Origin of the sequence: Streptosporangium album, assembly GCF_014203795.1 — a bacterium.
Classification (GTDB): Bacteria; Actinomycetota; Actinomycetes; order Streptosporangiales; family Streptosporangiaceae; genus Streptosporangium; species Streptosporangium album.
In genome coordinates, this window is sequence record NZ_JACHJU010000005.1 from 132,327 (window position 1) to 153,566 (window position 21,240).

General features: G+C 69.9%; 24 protein-coding genes and 2 pseudogenes. 16 read left to right on the forward strand and 10 right to left on the reverse strand.

Annotation, left to right across the window (positions count from 1 at the left end; all coding sequences use genetic code 11):
- The first annotated feature begins 43 nt into the window (after window positions 1-43).
- The 4 genes from FHR32_RS36945 to FHR32_RS36960 all read left to right on the forward strand — a co-directional run bounded on the left by FHR32_RS36945 (window position 44) and on the right by FHR32_RS36960 (window position 4,030).
- Window positions 44-1,114, forward strand: a complete 1,071-nt coding sequence (locus FHR32_RS36945; protein WP_184759153.1) for an isocitrate/isopropylmalate family dehydrogenase — start codon at window positions 44-46, stop codon at window positions 1,112-1,114.
- Window positions 1,111-1,767, forward strand: a complete 657-nt coding sequence (locus FHR32_RS36950) for a cysteine hydrolase family protein (protein WP_184759154.1) — start codon at window positions 1,111-1,113, stop codon at window positions 1,765-1,767. Before FHR32_RS36945 ends, FHR32_RS36950 begins: the two co-directional genes overlap by 4 nt.
- The gene (locus tag FHR32_RS36955) at window positions 1,722-2,612 is read left to right on the forward strand and encodes a class I SAM-dependent methyltransferase (RefSeq protein WP_312882876.1); all 891 of its coding nucleotides are present in this window, start codon (window positions 1,722-1,724) and stop codon (window positions 2,610-2,612) included. The genes FHR32_RS36950 and FHR32_RS36955 overlap by 46 nt, the downstream gene beginning before the upstream one ends.
- A gap of 503 nt (window positions 2,613-3,115) precedes the next feature.
- Window positions 3,116-4,030: an SDR family oxidoreductase gene (locus tag FHR32_RS36960; protein WP_184759155.1), complete on the forward strand. Its 915-nt coding sequence runs from the start codon at window positions 3,116-3,118 to the stop codon at window positions 4,028-4,030.
- A gap of 144 nt (window positions 4,031-4,174) precedes the next feature.
- On the opposite strand, the gene FHR32_RS45300 is transcribed toward FHR32_RS36960, so the two are convergent.
- Window positions 4,175-4,399 (reverse strand): hypothetical protein, encoded by a 225-nt coding sequence (locus tag FHR32_RS45300; protein ID WP_246468396.1) that lies wholly within the window; start codon window positions 4,397-4,399, stop codon window positions 4,175-4,177.
- 46 nt (window positions 4,400-4,445) lie between these two features.
- Here FHR32_RS45300 and FHR32_RS45305 point away from each other — a divergent pair, with 46 nt between their 5' ends.
- The 4 genes and pseudogenes from FHR32_RS45305 to FHR32_RS47495 form a co-directional block, all read left to right on the forward strand.
- Window positions 4,446-4,907, forward strand: coding sequence for a hypothetical protein (locus FHR32_RS45305; protein ID WP_246468397.1), 462 nt, complete (start codon window positions 4,446-4,448; stop codon window positions 4,905-4,907).
- A gap of 41 nt (window positions 4,908-4,948) precedes the next feature.
- Window positions 4,949-5,554: a TetR/AcrR family transcriptional regulator gene (locus FHR32_RS36970; protein ID WP_312882877.1), complete on the forward strand. Its 606-nt coding sequence runs from the start codon at window positions 4,949-4,951 to the stop codon at window positions 5,552-5,554.
- A 120-nt stretch (window positions 5,555-5,674) separates the two neighbouring features.
- A complete protein-coding gene (locus FHR32_RS43550) occupies window positions 5,675-5,857 on the forward strand; it encodes a hypothetical protein (RefSeq protein WP_221466744.1) in 183 nt (60 codons plus the stop codon).
- A 386-nt stretch (window positions 5,858-6,243) separates the two neighbouring features.
- Window positions 6,244-6,444, forward strand: a pseudogene (locus FHR32_RS47495) (hypothetical protein); the annotation flags it as partial.
- 255 nt (window positions 6,445-6,699) lie between these two features.
- Here FHR32_RS47495 and FHR32_RS47500 read toward each other — a convergent pair.
- From FHR32_RS47500 to FHR32_RS46950, 3 genes and pseudogenes are all read right to left on the reverse strand, one after another.
- Window positions 6,700-7,044 (reverse strand): annotated as a pseudogene (locus FHR32_RS47500) (response regulator); the annotation flags it as partial.
- Complete coding sequence (locus tag FHR32_RS43555; RefSeq protein WP_221466745.1) at window positions 7,041-7,301, reverse strand: ATP-binding protein; 261 nt, start codon at window positions 7,299-7,301, stop codon at window positions 7,041-7,043. The gene FHR32_RS43555 and the pseudogene FHR32_RS47500, both read right to left, overlap by 4 nt.
- Window positions 7,286-8,176 carry a sensor histidine kinase gene (locus FHR32_RS46950; protein WP_221466746.1) on the reverse strand — a complete coding sequence of 297 codons (891 nt, stop codon included), beginning with the start codon at window positions 8,174-8,176 and terminating at the stop codon, window positions 7,286-7,288. The genes FHR32_RS43555 and FHR32_RS46950 overlap by 16 nt, the downstream gene beginning before the upstream one ends.
- On the opposite strand from FHR32_RS46950, the gene FHR32_RS36995 reads away from it, so the two are divergent.
- On the forward strand, window positions 8,165-9,406 hold the full coding sequence (locus FHR32_RS36995; RefSeq protein ID WP_312882879.1) for an alpha/beta hydrolase family protein: 1,242 nt from the start codon (window positions 8,165-8,167) through the stop codon (window positions 9,404-9,406). The genes FHR32_RS46950 and FHR32_RS36995 overlap by 12 nt on opposite strands.
- A 3-nt stretch (window positions 9,407-9,409) precedes the next feature.
- Window positions 9,410-9,613 (forward strand): Tn3 family transposase, encoded by a 204-nt coding sequence (locus FHR32_RS47505; protein WP_184759455.1) that lies wholly within the window; start codon window positions 9,410-9,412, stop codon window positions 9,611-9,613.
- 15 nt (window positions 9,614-9,628) lie between these two features.
- Here the strand turns inward: FHR32_RS47505 and FHR32_RS37005 are convergent, their stop codons facing one another.
- Window positions 9,629-9,979, reverse strand: coding sequence for a hypothetical protein (locus FHR32_RS37005; RefSeq protein WP_221466747.1), 351 nt, complete (start codon window positions 9,977-9,979; stop codon window positions 9,629-9,631).
- Here FHR32_RS37005 and FHR32_RS37010 point away from each other — a divergent pair.
- Window positions 9,971-10,510 carry a TetR/AcrR family transcriptional regulator gene (locus FHR32_RS37010; protein ID WP_184759457.1) on the forward strand — a complete coding sequence of 180 codons (540 nt, stop codon included), beginning with the start codon at window positions 9,971-9,973 and terminating at the stop codon, window positions 10,508-10,510. The two genes, FHR32_RS37005 and FHR32_RS37010, sit on opposite strands and share 9 nt — an antisense overlap.
- A 138-nt stretch (window positions 10,511-10,648) precedes the next feature.
- Here FHR32_RS37010 and FHR32_RS37015 read toward each other — a convergent pair whose 3' ends face one another.
- Window positions 10,649-10,921 carry an STAS domain-containing protein gene (locus tag FHR32_RS37015; protein WP_184759157.1) on the reverse strand — a complete coding sequence of 91 codons (273 nt, stop codon included), beginning with the start codon at window positions 10,919-10,921 and terminating at the stop codon, window positions 10,649-10,651.
- 155 nt (window positions 10,922-11,076) lie between these two features.
- On the opposite strand from FHR32_RS37015, the gene FHR32_RS37020 reads away from it, so the two are divergent.
- Complete coding sequence (locus tag FHR32_RS37020) at window positions 11,077-14,604, forward strand: SDR family NAD(P)-dependent oxidoreductase (protein ID WP_184759158.1); 3,528 nt, start codon at window positions 11,077-11,079, stop codon at window positions 14,602-14,604.
- A 35-nt stretch (window positions 14,605-14,639) separates the two neighbouring features.
- Window positions 14,640-15,836 carry an FAD-dependent monooxygenase gene (locus FHR32_RS37025; protein WP_184759159.1) on the forward strand — a complete coding sequence of 399 codons (1,197 nt, stop codon included), beginning with the start codon at window positions 14,640-14,642 and terminating at the stop codon, window positions 15,834-15,836.
- A gap of 214 nt (window positions 15,837-16,050) precedes the next feature.
- Here FHR32_RS37025 and FHR32_RS37030 read toward each other — a convergent pair whose 3' ends face one another.
- A complete protein-coding gene (locus FHR32_RS37030; RefSeq protein WP_221466748.1) occupies window positions 16,051-17,052 on the reverse strand; it encodes a helix-turn-helix transcriptional regulator in 1,002 nt (333 codons plus the stop codon).
- A gap of 81 nt (window positions 17,053-17,133) precedes the next feature.
- On the opposite strand from FHR32_RS37030, the gene FHR32_RS37035 reads away from it, so the two are divergent.
- On the forward strand, window positions 17,134-17,817 hold the full coding sequence (locus FHR32_RS37035) for a 4a-hydroxytetrahydrobiopterin dehydratase (RefSeq protein ID WP_221466749.1): 684 nt from the start codon (window positions 17,134-17,136) through the stop codon (window positions 17,815-17,817).
- Between the two features lie 9 nt (window positions 17,818-17,826).
- Here the strand turns inward: FHR32_RS37035 and FHR32_RS47510 are convergent, their stop codons facing one another.
- The gene (locus FHR32_RS47510; RefSeq protein WP_246468398.1) at window positions 17,827-17,952 is read right to left on the reverse strand and encodes a hypothetical protein; all 126 of its coding nucleotides are present in this window, start codon (window positions 17,950-17,952) and stop codon (window positions 17,827-17,829) included.
- Entirely contained in the window at window positions 17,949-18,248 is a 300-nt protein-coding gene (locus FHR32_RS37045) for a Rossmann-fold NAD(P)-binding domain-containing protein (protein ID WP_184759160.1), read from the reverse strand. The genes FHR32_RS47510 and FHR32_RS37045 overlap by 4 nt, the downstream gene beginning before the upstream one ends.
- 109 nt (window positions 18,249-18,357) lie before the next feature.
- Between FHR32_RS37045 and FHR32_RS46960 the strand changes: the two genes are divergently transcribed.
- Both FHR32_RS46960 and FHR32_RS43570 read left to right on the forward strand, forming a co-directional pair.
- Entirely contained in the window at window positions 18,358-19,122 is a 765-nt protein-coding gene (locus tag FHR32_RS46960; RefSeq protein ID WP_312882902.1) for an AraC family transcriptional regulator, read from the forward strand.
- A gap of 24 nt (window positions 19,123-19,146) precedes the next feature.
- On the forward strand, window positions 19,147-19,356 hold the full coding sequence (locus tag FHR32_RS43570; protein WP_221466750.1) for an NUDIX hydrolase: 210 nt from the start codon (window positions 19,147-19,149) through the stop codon (window positions 19,354-19,356).
- A gap of 335 nt (window positions 19,357-19,691) precedes the next feature.
- On the opposite strand, the gene FHR32_RS37060 is transcribed toward FHR32_RS43570, so the two are convergent.
- Window positions 19,692-21,212, reverse strand: a complete 1,521-nt coding sequence (locus FHR32_RS37060) for a ricin-type beta-trefoil lectin domain protein (RefSeq protein WP_221466751.1) — start codon at window positions 21,210-21,212, stop codon at window positions 19,692-19,694.
- Window positions 21,213-21,240: the final 28 nt, after the last annotated feature.

The following is a 21,240-nucleotide window of genomic DNA, read 5'->3' on the forward strand; positions in this document are numbered from 1 at the left end:
CTACGGCAGCCTGACACATCCGGCCTTCGACAAAGGAGCATGAGTGGAACCAGTCGTTGGACTTGCCGTCGGCCGGGGAACGGGCCCCGAACTCGCGGCCGTCTTCGAGCGGGTGCTGGCCAGGATCGCCGACGCGTATTCGGTCGGAATCGGCGTCACGCGGTCGGAAAGGGTTTACCACTCGTATTCGTCGCTGAAGGCCGACGCCGGGATCGAGCGGGTCCGCGAACTCACGCGGGAGGACGCCGACCACTACGCGGAGTTCTGCCGCACGCGGGCCGCTCTCGGCGTCCCGGCCATCTTCCGCACGGCGATCAACGCCCAGTCGCTCTACTTGGTCCGCCAGCGCCTACAGGCGGTGAAGGTCGACGTTATCGCCACCCCGGACGTGTCACTGCTGCTGGTTCGCGACGAGGCCCAGGGCTTCTACACCGGGGAGAACACCCACGCCCCGGGCGCACTCATCCGCACCATGGCGTTCAGCCGGGAGATCACCGAGAAAGTCATCGCCTTCGCCGTGCGGCGTGCGCGGCGGGAGTGGCCGGACGGCGGAGTCGACCAGATCGTCATGGCTTACAAGTTCCACCTGCTCGACGGGGCCCTCGACGAGTGGGTGGCCGAGAGCGCCGCGCGGCACGGCGTCGAGATCTGCCTGTCCCAGCCAGACACGGTGAACCGCAATCTGATCGAGCGCGGCCCGCGCCCCCGCACGGTGATCATCGCGGGCAACGAATGGGCCGACATCATGCACGTGGTCCTGCTGGACCGCTTCGGCTCCGAACGCCAGGAGAACCGCTGCACCGAGAACGTCTACCTGCACCCCGACGCGGCCGGACTGGTTGAGTACCAGACCGTGCACGGCTCCGCCGACGACCTGGCGGGAACGGACGCGGTCAACCCGGTGGCGACCGTGCGCGCCGCGGCGGTGATCGCCGAGCGGCACGCGGGCTGCGCCGGGGCGGTGCGGATGGTGGAGCGCGGCCTCGAATCACTCGGCCGCCGGGGCATCGGCACCCCGGACCTCGGCGGACGGCACTCGACCACCGCCGTGGTGCACGCGCTGCTCGACGTGCTGGAGCCCGATGGGCGGCCAGCCATGATGGCGGACTCGTGACCCCCGTGGAGACCACCGCACTGGTCGTCATAGACCTGCAGAACGACTTCTGCGTCGGGCCGACCGCCCTGGCCCGGTACTCCGGCGACCCCGCGACACTGGACGCCGTCACGACGAACACCGTGCTGGCCGTCGACCGGGCGCGGGCCCGCGGCACGGAGGTGGTCTTCGTCCGGTTCATCGGCGACGCGGAGCACCAGGGTCCGAGCTGGCGGCGCCGGGATCGCGCACGGGGCAAGCGGCCCAAGTGCCGGGAAGGCTCGTGGGGCGCGGAGTTCCACAAGGTGTCCCCCCTGCCGGGGGAGCGCGTCTTCACCAAGCGGGCGTGCTTCGACGCCTTCCTCAGCGCTGGGTTCGAGCAGCACCTCGTCCACTGCGGCGTCGGGCGGCTCGTGTTCGCGGGCCTGTACACCGATGTCTGTGTGGACTCCACCGCCCGGACCGCGTTCCAGAAAGGCTTCCACGTCACAGTGCTGACCGACTGCACCACCAGCCTGCACCTGCCGGACGCGGACATCCTGCGCTTCATGGCCGTCCTCTACGGCGCCCACATCACCACCCACGACCACCCGGACTCGTGGGCGCCCCCTCTCGGAGAGGAGGACGCGTGCCAGATGCCCAGCACACCGGTGTCGAAGGCGGCGTCGGCCTGACCGCCCTCATGGTCGCCACCGCCCGGGCGATCGAGACCCACCGATCCGATGCCCTGGCCAGCGACGCCTACGCCGAGCATTTCGTGCGCGCCGCCGGGGCGTCCGCGGCTTGGCCGGTCCGCCCGGCGGAGGTGCCGGACGGGGACGCGAACCCCTTGTGGGGCAGGCTGGGGCGCTACTTCGGCCTGCGCACCCGAGTCCTCGACGACTTCCTCATCCGCTCGGCCCAGGAGGGCGCCCGGCAGGTCGTTCTGCTCGGCGCGGGCCTTGACACGCGGGCCTTCCGGCTCGACTGGCCGCCGGGCCAGGTCATCTACGAGATCGACCGCGACGGCGTCCTGGAGTTCAAACGCTACGTGCTCGACGGCCTCGCCGCCATCCCGATGGCCACGCGCCGCCCGATCGCGGTCGATCTGCGCGGCGACTGGGCCCAATCGCTGGTGAGCACGGGCTTCGACCTGACTGTGCCGACCGCGTGGCTGGCCGAGGGCCTGCTGCTCTATCTTCCGCCGGCCGCTGAGCGCCGTCTCATCGATACCGTGAACCGCCTGAGCGCCGACGGAAGCACCCTGGCCTTCGAGGTCAAGCTCGGGACGGAGTCTCCTGAGGTCCGCGACAGCCCCGTCTACGTCGCGACCAGACAGCAGATCGGCGTCGACCTGCTCGCCCTGTTCGACGGGGAGCCGCGCCCCGACTCCGTCGGCGACTTGAGGGGGCGGGGCTGGTCCACCGCGATCCACACGCCCTTCGATTTCGCCCGCCGCCACGGTCGCGGTCCACGCCCTGAGCCGAACGACGCTCTAGCAAGCAACCGCTGGGTGTTCGCGAATAAGGGGTCCCGGTAGTAATCGCCGCAAAAAAACGGAAATGCTGGTCAGGGCCTCGGTGAACGGTCTTCCTGGGTCGACCGTGGAAGGGCTCCGGACCTGCATATCCGTTGGAAATTCGGCGGATACTGCTCGGGGCCAGCCGAGATACGGAGAATTCCGGCCATGGCAAGATCCAGAAGGCTGTGAGCAGGGAGGGCAGCGCGCCGCCGGCGCCACGCCTACGGTTGGCCGACCCCCGACTTCCGAGATGAGCCAATCTGGCCTGTCGTTAACGACGCTGTCGCCAGGTCGCGCAAGGGGCGTTGGCGCTGGTCGGCGCAAGCCCCAGACGGGCCTGTCCGGGGGGCGGGGGGCGGCGTGTTCGGCCCGCGCAGGTGAGCCCAGTCCAGAGATCACTGCCGAGCGGCGGGAATGAGAGCCTCACCGGCACACGACTGTCGGCAGGGGCTGAGCATCAGACCGAAAGGTCGTGCTAAAAGATGACAGGCCTTGTCGGGTATTGCCGTTACCTTCGGATCATGTACAACACGTTGAAGGGCAAGGTCGCGCTGGTCGCCGGAGGTACGCGGGGTGCCGGGCGGGGCGTCGCGGTGGAGCTGGGCGCGGCGGGGGCGACCGTGTACGTGACCGGTCGGACCACGCGCGAGAGCCGCTCCGAGTACGGGCGGCCTGAGACCATCGAAGAGACCGCGGCATTGGTGAACGAGGTCGGCGGGGACGGGATCGCCGTCCAGGTTGATCATTTGGAGCGCGAGCAGGTGTGTGCCCTCATCGAGCGGATTGAGCGAGACCATGGGCGGCTGGACGTGCTGGTCAACGACGTGTGGGGCGGGGAGTTGCTGGCCCAATGGGACACGCCGCTGTGGGAGCACGATCTCGACGGCGGGCTGCGGCTGCTCCGGCTCGCCGTCGACACGCACATCATCACCAGCCATTACGCACTGCCCCTGCTGATCAAGCGTCCGGGCGGCCTCGTGGTGGAGATGACCGACGGGACCAAGGAGTACAACGACCGTAACTACCGCGTCTCCTTCTTCTATGACCAGGCCAAGAGCGCGGTGATCAGGCTCGGCTTCGCGCAGGCGCACGAGTTGCGGCAGTATGGCTGTGCGGCGGTGACGTTGAGTCCGGGCTGGCTCAGGTCGGAGATGATGCTGGACCTGTTCGGGGTGACGGAGGAGAACTGGCGTGATGCCACCGCCCGCGAGCCGCACTTCGTGATCTCGGAGACGTCACGTTACGTCGGCAGAGCGGTCGCCGCTCTGGCCATGGACCCGGATGTGCTGCGCTGGAGTGGGCAGTCGCTGTCCAGTGGGCAGCTCGCTCGTGAGTACGGCTTCACCGATCTGGACGGCTCGCAGCCGGACTGCTGGCGATACATCGTCGAGGTCCAGGACCAGGGCAAGCCTGCGGAGGTGACCGGTTACCGGTGAGGAGGGTCCGGTCGGTTGATCGCGCACTCCACGGCAAGGCTTACCGTGGCCAACACAATGAGGAGTCGCGGTTCCGGCTGCTTTGTGGGCTAACGCAGCCGGAACCGGTGATCCTCGTCCCGGTGCATGTGCGGGCGCTGTCGGCTACTGCGGGTGCTGATTGGTGGTGCGTTGCTGCCCGAGGGCCTGATAGCGGTCCGCGAGCGCGTGGAACACCTCCTTCGGTTCCCAGGGCAAGTCGGGGTAGGTGCGCGCGGAGGCGGGGATGCCCTCCTCCTCGAAGACGGGCATGAGGTCGTTGGGGTAGCGGACCTGTTCGCCCTCGTCGCGCACCAGGTCCGGCTTGGGGGCGACGCCATCCGGCTCCATGGCTACGTACCAGCCGGAGCCTCCGTAGTCGCCCGCTCCCCGGAAGGTGCAGCAGCCGACCTCCAGGATCGCGACCGGCTTCGCGGTCGGGGCCGGCCAGGACCGGGACGCGGGCGTTGAAGGTGTCGCCGGGCAGGTATCCGCGGGCGAACAGGCTCAGTTCGCAGCCGGTGACGAGGACGACGTCGGCGCCGTCGCGGCGCAGCCGTTCGGCCCGCTCGGCGCAGTCGACGAGGTACGGCAGCATCTGCTGGTTCGTCATCTCGCAGGGAAACGGCGAGAACCAGACCTCCAGCCCGGCGGCTGCGGCGTACCCAGTCGCGGTCTCGATCCGGTCGGGTTCGCCGCCCGTGATGCGGACCGCGGTGCAGTGCAGGTCCTCGGCGATGGCCCGCATCTCCCGCTCAACAACCCGGGGGTCGAAGACGGGGCGGGAGTTGTCGCCGTTGGGAAAGATGCCCGTGTCGTAGCGGATGCCCTTGCCACGCATGATCTACACCTCCAATAAGAATCACTTTGTATCTTACGATGCCGATTAAGATACATGACGTGTCTAAAGAGTCCACGCGCAAGCGCCGCCGAGGGACCGAGCTGGAGGCGGCGCTCCTGGAAGCTGCCTGGGACGAGCTGGTCGCGGTCGGCTACGAGCAGCTTACGTACGAGGCCGTGGCCGACCGGGCCGGCACGAGCCGCCCGGTGCTCTACCGCCGCTGGCCGTCGAAGCGGGAGCTGGTCCTGGCCGCGCTGCGCCACCAGGCGCCGTCCCTGCCGGACGAACCGCCTGACACCGGCGACCTGCGCGGCGACGTCCTGGCCCTGCTGCGTCTCGTCGTCAGGCGGACGCGGGAACTCGCCCCCGTCCGTGAGGTGCTTGCCGCGGAACAGGGGCAGGCAACGGAGCTGACCGCATATCTGGCGTCGCGCAACCAGGGCCCGGGCCACGACTGGATGCGGACGGTGCTGGAACGGGCGGCCCGGCGCGGCGAGGTCGACGCCGCGGACCCACTCCCCGACAGGCTGGTCACGCTGCCGGTGGTGCTGGTCGTCCACGACCTTTTCACGGCCCGCCGCATCCCGACCGACGCCGACCTGGAGGAAATCGTGGACCGGTTGTTCCTCCCGCTGGTCATGCACCGGCGAGGACAACACACCTGAACGGAGCGCTCAGTCGGAGCCACACGTGCCCAGCGCAAGATGGCGACACGCAACGACTGACGCAACGCAGCCGAAGGATCAAGGCCGTGCCTGCGCGGTGAGTTGAGCGTTGTCCGATACGTGAGTGCGTCACCGTGGATCGTGTCGGACGAGCTGTGGGAGCAGATCGAACCGCTGCTGCCGAGAAGGGAGCGACGGTTCCGGTATCCGGGTCGAAGGCTGTTGCGGACCAGGCTGGCCGCGCAGCAGGAGAACTTCGTGTCCGTCCACACCGGATCCTCCGTGCGCGGCAGAGAGGGATGAACGCGTGCCGGATGCGGGGATGCTCGATCAGCCAGGTACGGGTGGCGACGCTGTTATGGCTGGACAGGTTGTCGGCGATCACCCAGATGTCGCCGTCGCAGGGGTCGGCGTCCTGGAATCGTTGCAGGAACCGCTGGCCGCGGTCGCCGCGGCCCAACCGGTCACCGACGACCGGCATACAGCACTGACGGCGCCCGAGATCCGCCGCCTGCCGGCCGTACTCCCTCACCCGGCCCCGCCGGATAGAGGAGATCCTGCGCCGGTCACAGTGGCGACGCCGCCATCAGGCCATCACCCGCCGACGCCACCAGCGTAGATCCCAACCATGATCTCAGAATGTCAGCGGCTGGCCGACGCGCTCCCGGCGGACGGACTGAGCCTGACCGATGACGAGCTGGTCGCCATCGAGCAGGCGGTGCCAGCCTCTGCGGTCGCCGGGGACCGCGGGGTCCGATTCGCGCAGGACGGCGAGCGCTGATGCCCCAGAGAGCAGCGCTCGACGCCGAGACCTGGCGACCACCGAGGACGTCCTGCGCCGCTACGGGCCGGCGAAGGCCACAGTGCTGGACGTGGCCCGGGCCCTGGGCGTCAGCCACGGGAGCGTCTACCGGCACTTCCTCTCCAAGGCGGCGCTGCGCGAGGCCGTCACCCGGCGCTGGCTGAACCGTGCGCATGACGGCCTCGCACAGGTTGCGGGCGACCAGTTCTCGCGGCGTCAGCTCGGACAGATCCCGGTGGAGGGCGCCCCTGGCGTCGTCGCGGCGGGCGAAACGCTCCACCAGGCGGCGGGTGATCGTCGGTGCGAGCAGGGCGTCGCCGGAGCGCACCAGCCGTACTGCGGCCACCAGGTGCTCGGGAGAGACATCCTTGAGCAGGAAGCCGCTGGCACCGGCGGTGAGGGCGGCGTAGACGTAGTGGTCGAGATCGTAGGTGGTCAGGATGAGGACGCGCGTCTCGTCCGCTCCGCCGGTCACGATCTGCCGGGTGGCTTCGATGCCGTCCATCTGCGGCATCCGGATGTCCATGAGCACGACGTCGGGTCTGGTACGCCGGACGGCGGCGATCGCTTCGGCTCCGTCGGCCGCCTCGGCCACCACGTCGATGCCGTCGGTGGTGAGGATCATCCGGAATCCGGTGCGTACCAGCGCCTGGTCGTCGGCGATGACGGCGCGCAGCGGCAGACTCATACGGTTCTCCAGGGGATGCGGGCCTTGAGCTGGTATCCGCCGCCGGTCCTGGGCGCGGCCTCCAGGGCTCCGCCGTAGAGGGCGAGCCGCTCGCGCAGTCCGATCAGGCCGCGGCCGTTGCCGGTCCGCGACTGGGCTGCCTGGGTGCCGCCGGTGTCGGTGACCTCGATCTCCAGCCAGTGGCCGGTGTGGCCGATCGCGACGGACGCCGTCGCACCGGCCGCGTGCTTGATCGTGTTGGTCAGAGCCTCCTGCACGACGCGGTAGACCGCCAGATCGACCCCGGGAGGCGGGGGCCGTAGGGCGGCGAGACCTTGACGTCCACAGTCACCCCGGCGGCGCGGACCCGCTCGATGAGGCCGTCGAGCTGGTCGAGCCCGGGCTGCGGTTCGAGTCCGTCGCCCGAGCCGTCGGAGCGCCCGCTTTCCGGGCCGGCGAGCAGACCCATGACGTTGCGCAGCTCGGCCATGGCGGCCCGGCCGCTGGCTTCGATCGCGATCAGGGCCTCCTTGGACTGCTCCGGCTGCGCGTCCATCACCTTGCGGGCGGCGCCGGCCTGGATCACCATCACGCTGACATTGTGGGTCACCACGTCATGGAGTTCGCCCGCGATCCGGGAGCGTTCGGCCTGGACCGCCTTGCGCATGGCGTCTTCCTGGGCCTGCTGCAGTTCGGCGAGCCGATTCCGGCTATGCCGCCAGAACTGGACAAAGCTCGCTAAAGCCCCGGCGCTGAGCAGGATAACGTAGGGCCCCAGCCAGCTGGGGAGGCTGGGGACGATGTCTCGGTCCACGGCACCGGCGAGCACGGCCGCGAGCAAGAGGCCTGCCGCGGCGGGCACCCGGTTGCGGCTGTGCGTGATGGCGCTGTAGGCGGCGATCGCGGCGGTCAGCACGGTGATCCACGTCTCACCCCCGTTCGTGGCCAGCGTCGCGGACAGCACCATCCAGAAGGTGGCGAGGGGATACCGGCGCCGGGCCGCCAGCGGCAACGCGGTGAGCACCACCAGGAGCAGAGGCGGGTCGTACCCGTCGAGGCCGGCGTCCGCGTGCGGGACGGGCTGGACCGGCTCGGGCAACCGCGTGCCGGTGCCCGCGCCGGGAAAGACGAGGCCGGCGCCGTGACGGGGCACTCCGACGGCGCAAGGCCGAGGCTGCGGAATCCGGTCCTGCGTAGCGGCGCGGTCGCCGTCGCCGGACTGCTCGCCTTCACGGGGTCCGCGTCTCTCGCGCCCGCGCCCGCCTCCTCGGCGTCCGCCTCCGCCGGTTCCTCGGCCGCGCCGAGCAGCACTCCGTATCTGCCCAAGCCGACCGGTTCCCATCCGGTCGGCACCACATCCCTGTATCTGAAGGACACCTCCCGCCCCGATCCCTGGGTCCCCACCGCGAAAGCCAGGGAGCTCATGGTCTCCCTGTGGTATCCGGCGAGGTCGCCGGGCAAGCGGCGGGCGCAGTACATGACGCCGAAGGAGTCGGAGCTCCTCCTCAAAGACGGAAAGATAACCGGCGTTCCGCTCGACGTGCTGAGCAAGATGCGGACCAACGCCTTCAGCGACGCGAAACCGGCGGGGCGTAAGCACGGCCTGCCCCTTGTGGTGCTCTCTCCCGGTTTCACCAAGCCCCGCAGCGAACTCACGGCCCTCGCCGAGGATCTGGCGAGCAGGGGCTATGTGGTAGCCGGAATCGATCACACGTACGAGAATGTTGCCCAGACCTTCCCCGACGGACGGGTCACCACCTGTGTCCCCTGCGAGGGTAACCACGACGAATCGCTCTTCACGAAGCTGTCGAAGGGCCGGGCGGCCGACGTCTCCTTCGTGCTCGACCAGCTGACCGGGCCGCACCCGAAGTGGAAGGGCGCTTCACTGATCGACCCGTCCCGGATCGCGATGGCGGGCCAGTCAGTAGGCGGCGCAAGCACCATCGCCGCGATGGTCAAGGACGCCCGGCTCCGCGCCGGGATCGACATGGACGGCACCACGCCCACCGGGATCCTCGACAGCCAGCTGTCGCGGCCGTTCATGTTCCTGGGCAAGCCGGCCACGTACACCCCCGGATCCGGCAAGCCGGAGGTCGCCACCTGGGAGCGCGACTGGAAGCTCCTGACCGGATGGAAGCGCTGGCTTCTGCTGACCGGCGCGGTGCACGTGTCCTTCACCGACTATGGCGTGCTGGTCGATCAGCTCGGCGTCGACTCCGGCGCCAAGCTGTCCGGGGCCCGCTCCTTGGAGATCACCCGCAGGTACGTCAGCGCCTTCTTCGACCTGCACCTGCTGAAGAAGCCGCAACCCCTGCTGGACAAGCCGTCGGCGCGCTACCCCGAGGTCAAGGTCTGCACTCCGGAAACGAAGACCTGCGAGTAGGACATCGCCCGGTGCGACGGGAAGACGGTCGCGGCCGACGGCTCGCAGATCGACACGTGGGAGAACAACCTGCTGGGCGAGACTTCGACCCGGTACGGCGGGATCGCCTACCGGCACGTCTCCAACACCCACGTCGCCGCCGGTTGGGCAACCACTCCCGCAAGAACCGCGTCCCGGTCTGGTCGGCGTCCCTCCAGCGGCGGATAGAACCGTCAAGCTGGGTCAGGGGGCGCCGGCTCGCGCCGCGGTGACCGCCACCGTGGTGTAATGCATCGTGAAGCTGCCTCCCACCGTGTCGATGGCGGCGCCGATGCCCGCCAGTATCTCCTGCAGCTTGGCCGGCGGGAGCTGACTGTGGCCGCCGAAGGTGGGCAGCTGGTCCAGCCACTCGTCGCGGGTGTAGGGCCGGTCCCAGTCGAATCGCCACTGCTCCGGTTCGCCGAACGCGCCCGCCTGCCGTATCCCGCTATAGTTAGTTAGGTGGCTGACTCGAAGAAAATCGATCGCGCCCCGGTCATCACGAAGCGGGGCAAACAGGAGCGGCTGACGGCCGCCGCAGTGAAAATGCTGCATGAGCAGGGCGTCGAGAAGACAACGCTCGCCGACATCGCACGGGCGGCCGACGTCCCCGTGGGCAACGTCTACTACTACTTCAAGACCAAGGACGACCTCGTCGAGGCGGCCATCGGCGCGCACGCGCAGGGCCTCCAAGCAATGATCGCTTCACTCGACGAGCTCCCCACTCCGCAGGACCGGCTGAAGACACTCATAGGCGGTTGGGTGCAGCAACGCGACCTCGCTGCACGGTTCGGCTGCCCCACCGGCACCCTTTGCTCGGAACTCGACAAACGCACCGATGGTCTCGACCGCACCGCGGCCAAGGTCATGCAGGGCATGATCGACTGGACCGAGCAGCAGTTCCGTTCGATGGGTCGAAGCGACTCCCGCGACCTCGCGGTCGCCCTGATCGCCGCCTACCAGGGGATCTCGCTGCTCACCAACACCTTCCGCGACCCTGAGCTCATGACCCGCGAAGGCGACCGGCTGGAACGCTGGATCGACTCGCTCGGTCGGCCACCAGGAGATCCTGACGACCCCAGGTAGATATTTCCCTCTCCATCGTGCCGGACGTCCCCACCACACGGTTCCGCAGTAAACCCCGGATTTACTGCGGCAGAGCCCGATCGGCCCCCACCATGACCTGGAGGCCGCGATTTCGCGTGCCGCCAGGTTGTGCAGCGGCTACCACTCCAAGGTGGTGCCGAAGTCGACGCCGAACGGGAAGTACCCGGCCTGCTGGTTGATCTCCAGAATCCGCTGGAGGATGCCGTGGACGTAGGCCGGCGGCAGCCGGCCGCCCATCGTGCTGGCGCGCCGGTGCCCCTCGGCCAGGATCCACACACCGGTGGAGTCGCAGAAGGTCAGCTTGGCGACGTCCAGCACCACGTGGATGCGGCCGCGGGCCAGGGTGTTGGTCAGCAGTTGCTGCAGCAAGGGCGCCGACAGCGCGTCCATCACGCACAGCTACGTCGGGTCTCATTGCACCGATCCGAGCGGAAGGCCATGAGGGCGGCGCTCTCGGCTGACCGAGCGCCCAACACCGGCGAGCTCCTCAACCGGTGAGCCGTCGCCGGATCCGCCGAGGACCGGCCGCTGAGCGAGGAGCGGACATGGGCATTCTGACCGGCAAGACGGCGCTGGTGACGGGTGGATCGCGGGGAATCGGCCGGGCGGTCGCGCTGCGGCTGGCCGCCGAGGGCGCTCTGGTTGCCGTCCACTACGGCGGCGACGACGGCGCGGCCAAGGAGACCGTGGCGCGGATCGAGGAGGCAGGCGGCCGGGCGTTCGCCGTCCGAGCTCGGTTCGGCGACGATGGCGCGGTGGAACGGCTGTTCGAGGGCCTGACCGCGGGGCTGGCGGGACGTGGGCTGGACATCCTGGTCAACAACGCGGGCATCGGCTCGGGCAACCCGATCTCGCAGGTCACCCCAGAGGAGTTCGGCAGGCTGCTCACGATCAACGTCGGCACGCCGTTCTTCGTGATCCAGCGCGCGCTGCCGCTGCTGAACGACGGCGGCCGCATCATCAACATGGGCTCGACAGCCAGCCGGTTCGCGGTCTCCACGCAGATCGGCTACACCATCAGCAAGGCGGCGCTGGAGTCGATGGCCCCGTCGCTGGCCAACGAGCTCGGCGGGCGCGGCATCACGGTGAACACGGTCGCGCCCGGCGCGGTGCGGACCGACATGACCGCGGGTTACACCTCCATCCCCCATCCCCGAGGTGGTCGCCGCCGGTGGATAATCATCGGCATGCGGTTCGGAATCCTTGGCGAGACCCGGGCGTGGCGTGACGACGGGGCCGAGGTTCCGCTGGGCGGACCGGCCCGCCGCGGGCTGCTGGCCCTGCTGCTGGTCCGCCCCGGCGAGGTCGTGTCGGCTGACCGGCTGACCGGCGAGATCGACCCGGACGGGGTGCTGTCGGCGCACGCGCTGCAGTCCCAGGTGTCCAGGCTGCGCACAGCCCTCGGCTCCGAGGCCGCGATCGAGCGGGCCGGGGCGGGCTACCGGATCGTGGTTCCCCAAGACGACGTGGACGCCTGCCGGTTCGAGCGGCTGTCCCAGGAAGGCCGGGCCGCGCTGCGCGACGGCGACGCCGAACGGGCGGTCGCGCTGCTGCGCGAGGCGCTGGAGCTGTGGCGGGGGCCGGCGCTGGCCGACCTCGCCGAGAGCGAGACGGCCCAGGCCGCCGCCGTACGGCTGGAGGAGCACCGGCTCGGGGCGCTCGAAGACCGGATCGAGGGCGAGCTCCGGCTCGGCGAGCATCGCGCGGCCGTACCCGAGTTGCGCGAGCTGGTCGGCCGCCATCCGCTCAGGGAACGGCTGACGGGGCTGCTGATCCGGGCACTGTTCGCCGAGGGCGGCCAGGCCGCGGCACTGGTGGTGTTCGAGGAGACCAGGCGGCACCTGGCCGACGAACTGGGCGCCGATCCCTCGGCCGAGCTCACCGCCCTCCACCGGGAGTTGCTGAGCGCCGATCCGTCGCCGTCGCCCGCCGCGCCGCCCGCCCAGCTGACGGCCTTCGTCGGCCGCGCCGAGGAGATGACCGAGGTCGCCGAGCTGCTGCGCGCGGCCCGGCTGGTCACGCTGGTCGGCCCCGGCGGCGTCGGCAAGACCCGGCTGTCCGTCGAGGTCGCCGGTGTCGCGGCCGACGATGTGTGCTTCGTGGAGCTGGCTCCACTGCGCGATGGCGCCGGGCTGCCGCAGGCGCTGCTGGGCGCGCTCGGCCTGCGCGAGAACGGGCTTCAACTGGGGGGCAGCGTGCAGACGCCGGTCGACCGCCTGATCGCGGCGCTGTCAGACCGGGTGCTCCTGCTCGTCCTGGACAACTGCGAGCACGTCGTCGAAGAGGTCGCCCCGCTGGCGGCGCTGCTGCTGTCGGCCTGCCCGCGGTTGCGTGTCCTGGCGACGAGTCGCGAGCCGCTCGGCATCACCGGCGAGAACCTGTGGCAGGTGCGGCCGCTCGACGACGACGCGGCCGTACGGCTCTTCACCGACCGGGCCGGCGCCGTGCGGCGTGGTTTCACCGCCGATCCCCAGCTCGTGCTGCGGATCTGCGCGGCCCTCGACAACCTGCCGCTGGCCGTCGAGCTCGCGGCGGCGCGGCTACGCACGCTGGACATCGACGACCTCGCGGGAAGGCTGGACGACCGGCTCGAGGTCGCGACCCGCGGCAGCCGTACGGCCGACGAGCGGCACCGGACGCTGCGCTCGGTCGTCGCGTGGAGCTGGGACCTCCTCTCCGAGCCTGAGCAACGGGCCGCGCGGCGGTTCACGGTCTTCGCCGGCGGCGCTACGGCGGAGTCCGCGCTGCGGGTGTGCGGCACCGACGGCCAGACGCTGGAGTCGCTGGTCGACAAGTCGCTCTTGGAGGTCGCGGGCGGCCGCTACCGGATGCTGGAGACGATCCGCGCCTACGGTGCCGAACGGCTCGACACGGCAGGCGAACGCGAGTCGGTACGGCGCGCCCATGCCCGGCATCTCCTGGAACTGGTGCGGACCGCCGACCCGCATCTGCGGCGGGCCGAGCAGTTGGAGTGGCTGCCGGTCCTCACGGCCGAGCACGGCAACCTCCTGGCGGCTCTGCGCTGGGCGGTCGAGGCGCCGGAGGTGGAGACGGCCCTCGACCTGCTCGCCTCGGCCTCGAACTACCTGTGGATCCGAGGCGTGTCCGCCTCGGTCGCGCCGCAGGCGGTCGCGCTGCTCGACACGATGGGCGACGCGCCCCCGGCCAGGCTCGGCGAGGAGTACGTGACGTGCGTGTTGCTGGCGGCGTCCGGCGTCGCCGGGCGGCCGGTGTGGCGGCGGCATTGTGCACCGGCAGGGAAGGCGCTGGCCGCCGCGTGGCCGGGTGACCGGCCGGGCCGTTACCCGGTCGTCCTGTTCCTGTGGATGATGCGGAACGCGATCGAGGCCGACCCGCAGAGCGCGTTCGCGCTCGTCTCGTCCCAGCGCGACTGCTCCGAGCCGTGGGTGCGGGCGACCGCCCAGTACGTGTCGGGATTCGGGAATCTCGGTGAGGGGGACCCCGTGCGGGCCGATCGCACCTTCGGCATGGCCGCCGCGGGGTTCCGCTCGCTCGGTGACCGATGGGGCACCGCGCTGGCCTTGGACGCGCTCGCCGGCCTGGCGGGCGCGCGCGGCGACAGCGCGAAGGCGATCGCGCTGACCGACGAGGCACTCACCCTCACCGAGCGGCTCGGCGCCCTGGAGGACAGCGCCGACCTGCTGGTCAACCGGGGCGATCACCTCGTCGGCGACGACGTGGCGGCGGCCCGAGCCGACTATGGGAAGGCCGCCGGTCTCGCCCGCCGTGCCGGCAGCTCCACCTACCTGGCGGCGGCTCTACGCGGGCTCGGTGACATCGCCCTGCTGGAGGGAGACCTGGCCGAGGCGGGACGGCTGTACGGTGAGGCCCTGGAACGGATCGACCCGCACTGGGTCAAGAGCGTCGGCAACCGGGTGCGCACGCTCGTCGGGCTCGGCCGCGTCGCCGAGGCGCGCGGCGACCGCGCCACGGCCCGGGCGCGATACCGGGAGGCTGCCGAGCCGGCGGTCGTGATGGGGGCCTCCGCCCCGGATGTGCTCCGCCTGCTGGGCTTCCCCGAGACCGTCGTCGAGGCGGTGAGCCCGCGGTGAGCCCGCGGTGAGCCCTCCCGTGCAGGCTCTGCGTCATGAAGAACGTCAACGTACTGATCTCCGGCGCCTCCGTCGCCGGCCCCGCGCTCGCCTACTGGCTCCACCGTCACGGTTTCAACCCCACGATCGTGGAGCGGGCCCCCGCCCTCCGCGACGGCGGCTACGCCGTCGATTTCCGGGGCGAGGCGCACCTGTCGGTCCTGCGCCGCATGGGCATCATGGCCGACATCGAACACGCCAGAACCGGCATGGGCTCCATGTCGTACGTGAACAGCGCGGGCAAGCCCCAGGCCAAGCTGCCCGCCGATCTGTTCGCCGGAGACATCGAGATCCTCCGCGGCGACCTGGCACGGATCCTCTACGACGCGACCAAGGAGCACACCGAGTACATCTTCGGAGACTCCATCACCTCCCTCACCGAGGACGACCACGGCGTGACCGTCACCTTCGAACGCGGCACGCCGCGCAGGTTCGACCTGGTGATCGGCGCCGACGGGCTGCACTCCAACACCCGCCGCCTGGCGTTCGGGCCGGAGGAGCAGTTCGTGAAGCACCTCGGCGTCTACTGCGCGATCTTCACCACGGCCAACCACCTCGGGCTCGATCACACCGGACACGCCTACCGCACCGCGGGTCGGCTCGTCGCGATGTACAGCGCCCGCCACAACACCCAGGCCAAGGCCGTCTTCTACTTCGGCTCGCCGACCCTGGACCTCGACCGCCGCGACGTGGCGCGGCAACAAGACGTCCTCACCGAGCACTTCACCGGCAACGGCTGGCAGAGCGAGCGACTGCTGCGCGACATGCGGTACGCGCCCGACTTCTACTTCGATTCGGTCGGGCAGGTCCACATGGACACCTGGAGCCGCGGCCGGGTCGCCCTGATCGGCGACGCCGCTCACTGCCCCTCCTCCCTGTCGGGCATGGGCTCGGGACTCGCCCTGGTCGGCGCGTACGTCCTCGCGGGAGAACTGGCCGCCGCGCACGGCGACCACCGCGTCGCGTTCGCCCGCTACGAGGAGGAGACGCGTGAGTACGCGGCGGGCTGCCAGAAGATGGGCGACGGCGTCGCCAAGCTCATGGTCCCCGGGAACCGCTTCCTGGCCTCGCTCCTCAACCGCTACTACAAGGTCATGCCTTACCTGCCGGGAAAGAACATGGCCGCCGACATCGCCCGCAAGGCCGCCGAGAACATCACGCTACGCGACTACAGCGACCTTTCCAGGATCTAGCCGGGGGATGCTCAACGTCACCGGGCGGCCGGAAGGGCAAGCGTGGCGGGCGGGAAGGTGGGTTCGATAGGGCTGGGCGCACGATCCGGTTCCGATGTTCCTCAACTCTCGATTCCACACCTACCCTGCAGATGATCTTGCGGTGTTCGGATATACCTTGCGTATCGCTGCCGGGCGTTGCGTCTTGAGCGCGAGGAATGCTCGCGTGACGACGTTACCGGCGGACGCCAGGCGGGCTTGAGTCTGCTGGGGCGTAGTGTGCGGCGGCGGCGCGCAACTCGTCTGCTACGCGCCGGCGTATGAAGGCGGGCTGGAGGACCTCGACAGCGGCACCCAGGCTGAGTATGGCCTCGCACGCCCACGATTCGTTCTCGAACGGGACGGTCACCTCGATCTCCCTGATCGCCGTGACCGGGACTCGGGCCTTCCCGTGGACCGGCACGAGGCGCCGCAGGCGCGGCAACGCCCTGGCCGCTACGCGTACCGTGACTTCGACCGCGGTCTGCTCGTCCTCCAGTTCCCTGCGCGTCGCGGCCCAGGACTGGGCGAGATCGAACTGGGCCGGGCGCACCACCACCTCGTCGAGCAGCTCCACCGAGTGCACCCGAGAGACCCGATAGGTGCGCCGCTGCTGGTTGCGCAGGGCGACCAAGTACCAATCACCGGCTGCGAGGACCAGCCCGAGCGGGGCGACCTCCCGGGTGGCTGCCTGCCCGTTGCGCACGTACTGCATGCGCACACGGCGATCGCGCCAGACCGCGTCGGCGAGCTGGGTCAGGCAGGGGACCGGCTCGGGCGTGCCGTACCAGCGGACCAGATCGAGGTGGAACCGCTCGGCGGTCCGGCCGGCGCGTTGGCGGGCTTCGCCGGTGAGGCCGGCCCAGATCTTGATCCGGGCACCCTCCAGCATTTCGCCGAGCCCCAGCTGTTGCGCCGGGCCGGCGAGCCCGAGGAATGCCAGCGCCCCGGCCTCGTCCAGGCCGACCCCGGTCAGCCGGGTGCGGTAGCCGCCGTCCAGGCGGTATCCACCCGCCGGCCCCCTGGTCGAACGCACCGGTACCCCGGCGGCCGCCAATGCCTCGACATCCCGCTGCACCGTGCGCTCACTGACCTCCAGCAGCCTGGCCAGCTCCTTGCCGCTGGCCTGGCCGCGAACCTGCAGCTGTAGCAGCAGGGTCATCATCCGCGAAGCACGCACGTTCTCATACTCGCGCATATATACGACAGAAGGTGTCGGGAACTCAGGTGATACTCGTCCGGCGGGGCCGCCCCGGCACCGCACAGCGAAGGGAGCGACATGGCTGAGGTATTGAAAGGCATGACCGAGCGGATCACGCCGCGGCAGTTCCACGAGGCCGACGGCGTCGAGGACTGGCGTGTGCTGGGCGAGGGAGCGTGCACGTACTTCCGCACCGGGTCGTTTGCGGCCGGCGCCCGGCTCGTGCACGCGATCAGCCAGCTGGCCGGCATCGAGGACCACCACCCCGACGTCGACCTGCGGTACGGGGGCGTAACCGTGCGGCTGATCACGATCACGAACGACTACTACGGGCTGAGCGAGCGCGACGTCGAGCTGGCCCGGCAGATCTCGGCGGTGGCGCGCAAGCTGGGCGTCCCCGCCGACCCATCCGCCGTGTGGAACGTCCAGGTCTCGATCGACGCGCTCGTCGGGCCCGAGGTGCTGCCGTTCTGGCGTGCCGTGCTGGGCTACCGGGACCGCGGCGACAGCCCCGAGGATCTGATCGACCCGCACGGCCGCGGGCCGTTGGTCTATTTCCAGCAGATGGACGCGCCGCGCCAGCAGCGCAACCGGATCCACATCGACGTCTGGGTGCCGCACGACCAGGCCGAGGCGCGCATCGCGGCGGCGATCGCCGCCGGCGGCCACCTGGTGACAGACAAGTACGCGCCGTCATGGTGGGTGCTCGCGGACGCCGAGGGCAACGAGGCCTGCTTGTGCACCTGGATGAGCAGAGACTGAGCGCAGCAGTCACGTGAGGCCGCTACTGGACGAGATCACGTCGCGCCAGGCGACCTCGGACATCGGCCGGTGCCTACCCAACCCGGCCGCCTTGTTGTTCCACTCCGCGTGCAGGAAGTCGATCGCGTTCTTCAACGCTCCCGGCGTCGAGTGGTTGTACTCGGCTCGGTCACCATCTTGGCCTGGGCCTGGAGGCTGCCGTCCACGGCCGCAGGCGGCCAGCCCTGGGTGAGCATCTGCTGCCGCGCGGTCTGCGGCGAGGTCTCCTCCCAGTGCACCGGGCGGCCGATCACTTCCCCGATGATGCTCGCCTGTTCGGCCTGGGTCAGTATCTCGGGCCCGGTCAGCTCATAGATCGCGCCGTTGTGCCCGTCGCCGACGAGTGCGTGCACCGCGACCGCCGCGAGGTCCCGCTCGTGCAGCGGGGGCATGGCGGCCGCGCCGTACGGCCTGTGCGCTCAACCGTATGGGGATAAGGAGAGGCATTCAATGTGTAATAATCTTGTATTTATACGCGAACGTCTTCGTTGAGCTGTCGATATAGACTCTCCCGGTGGATGTACTCAGCGATGTGATCGCCGCGATGCGCGCCGGGGAACCCCGCTCGGCACGCGTTCGGTGGCACGCCCCCTGGGGGCAGCAGTTCCCCACGGTGCGCGGCTCCGCCGGCTTTCAAGTGGTCCTGCAGGGATCGTGCCGGCTGATCCCCCGGACGGCGGCGCCCCCATCGCGCTGAACGTCGGCGACGTGGTGTTCCTGCCCCACGGAAGCGGCTACGCGCTGGCCGACAGCCCTACCACCCCGCTGACCGAACCCGTCTGCGACCCACTGAACGACTCTCGATTCGAAGACCGCTACGCCTCCGCGACCGTGGGGAAGACCGGACAGGACGGCTCGCAGGCGGTTACCGTGACCCTCTGCGGTGGATACCGGCTTGACCCCAGCCGAGCGCATCCGCTCCTGGGCGACCCGGCGATCGGCGCCGCATTGCACGCCCTCCACCGTGACCCCGCACACCCATGGACGGTTGAGACACTCGGCAGCCAGACGGGACTGTCCAGGGCGGCTTTCTCCCGGCGCTTCACCGCCCTGATCGGCCAGCCGCCCCTCACCTATCTGACCTGGTGGCGGATGACCACCGCAGCCCGGCTTCTCCGCGAGTCCGATGCCTCACTCGGCGAGGTGGCCGCCCGGATCGGCTACACCTCGGAGTTCGCCTTCGCCAACGCCTTCAAACGGGAGTACGGCACCGCACCCGGCAAATACCGACGACAGAGCCGAGCGGAACCCGGAGCAGTGAACTAGCGTGTCGGGGGCACACAGCTCGCGGTGGCCACCGCGCAGGTCGGGGAGTTGGAAAGAGTAGTGGCCGTGGACGTTGATGTGCTTGCGCATAAAGGGAGACAGGCCGAGTTCACCGGGGGCACACTCAAGATCGATCCCGTTGAGATCCTGGAGGCGAAGTGGTTTTCGTCGCACGACCTCCCCGAGGGGGTGCAGGAGGCGCACCGACTCCTGATCCAGCGCACACAGTCCTAACCTCAGGGCACCGCCGTCTGACCCGCAACGAACATCCAGCTGCTGCATGTCTGCCTCGATCAGGACGCAGTGCCCACCGGACTCCCGCAGGCGGGCCGCGCTTCCGCCCCGATCAGGCCGGTCGGGGCGGAAGGATCCTGTCGCCGGGGATGAGCCGTACCGCCGCGGCGCGGGCCGGGCGACCCGAGGCGAAAACCTCCGACCCGAAACCGGCGGTTGAGCGCGTCATTCTTCGCAGCGTTGTTGCACGCCCCGCCCGTACGCTGAGACCGCGAGCAGATTGAGGGCCCGCTGCCATAGTGACGCTGGTGCCGGTCAGCCGTGCCGTCCGGCGGTCAGCCGCGGCGCCACTTCTGGTTGGCGCCGCCGCTGCAGTCCCACAACTGCAGGCGGGCGCCGTCGTTTCCGTTCCAGTCCTTGATGTCGACGCACTTGTTGGCCTGCGGATTGACCAGATCACCGGCCCCGCTCAGCGCGAACTGCTGCGCCGGGTTGCCGCTGCAGGTCGCGATCTGTATCACCGCGCCGTTGTCCCGTGACCCCCAGGCCACGTCCATGCACTTGTTGTTCTGCGTGCGCAACGTGCCACCGGTGAACGTCCACCGTTGCGCGTTGGTGTTGTTGCACGTGTACATCTGCAGCGGCACACCGTCGCCAAAGTTGGAGCCGGGGACGTCGATGCACTTGTTGTTCCAGTTGCTCACCAGCGCGCTGGTGTCACCGCCCGTGGTGGTCAGGCTCAGGCCGTACGCGTTGAGGATCTTGTTGACCGGCTGGAAGAACGTGGTGCCGCCGCTGGTGCAGTTGCCCGAGGCGCCGGAGGTGACGCCCTGGGCCTGGTCGCCGGACATCCAGGCGCCGCCCGAGTCGCCGCCTTCGGCGCAGGCGGTGGTCTGGGTGAGTCCGTAGACCAGCGAGCCGGAGTAGTTCACGGTCACGTCCCTGGCCTGGATCACGCCGCAGCGCCAGCCCGTGGTGCGCCCGGACCGGCAGATCGACGCGCCGACCGGCGCCTCCTGTGAGCCGGCCACCGAGACGTTGCCGCCGCCGTAGTTGTTGACCCAGGGGCGCGGCGTCCAGTCGCCGTTGGTCCGCACCCAGGCGTAGTCGTTGCCGGGGAACGACGAATCGACGAAGGTGCCCTGGCTGACGTTGTTGTACCCCAGGGTTGGGTTCCCGGCGCGCCCGCAGTGCCCGGCCGTGACGAAGCCGCCGTTGTTCACCGAGAACCCGACCGAGCACAGGACGTTGCCGTTGATCACGTACTGGTCGCCGCCCCGGATGTCGTACACCGGGTGGGGGGCCTGGCCGACGGAGATCCGCACCGCGCCGCTGTCGAGGTTCCCGGCCTTGACGAACCCTTCGGCGGCGGCGGGATCGGCCGCCGACACCACCACGGTGTTGGCCGCCGGGTCGACGTACCAGCCGTACAGGTCCGCGCCTGCCGCGTCGGCGGCCCGGTCGAGCGCCGCCTTCGTGGCGGCCAGCTGCTTCTCGCTGCGCTGTACCGTCACGGGCAGCGCGCCGGCCGCTTCGACGAGGTTGGCGTCGTGGGCGTCCAGCACGCCCACCTTCAGCTGCTGCTGGGCTGCGTCGTACCAGGCGCCGGCGAACCGGTCGGCCAGGCGCGTGCGTAGCCGGTGCTCGACGGCGGCCGCGGCCGCCTCGTGCGCCTGGCGGATGCGCGCCTGCGTGGGCGTCAGTTTCAGATCGCGTTGCAGAGCCTGCTGCATGGTCACCGCCGAGGCGGCCGGATCCGGACGGGGGCCGGGGGAGGGGGCGGCCTGGGCGGCCGTGGAGGGGAGGACGAGCGCGACGGCGAACACCGCCGCGCCGGTCAGCACGGTGAGTCTCACGGCAGTCCTTCATGGGGGGTGGATGAGG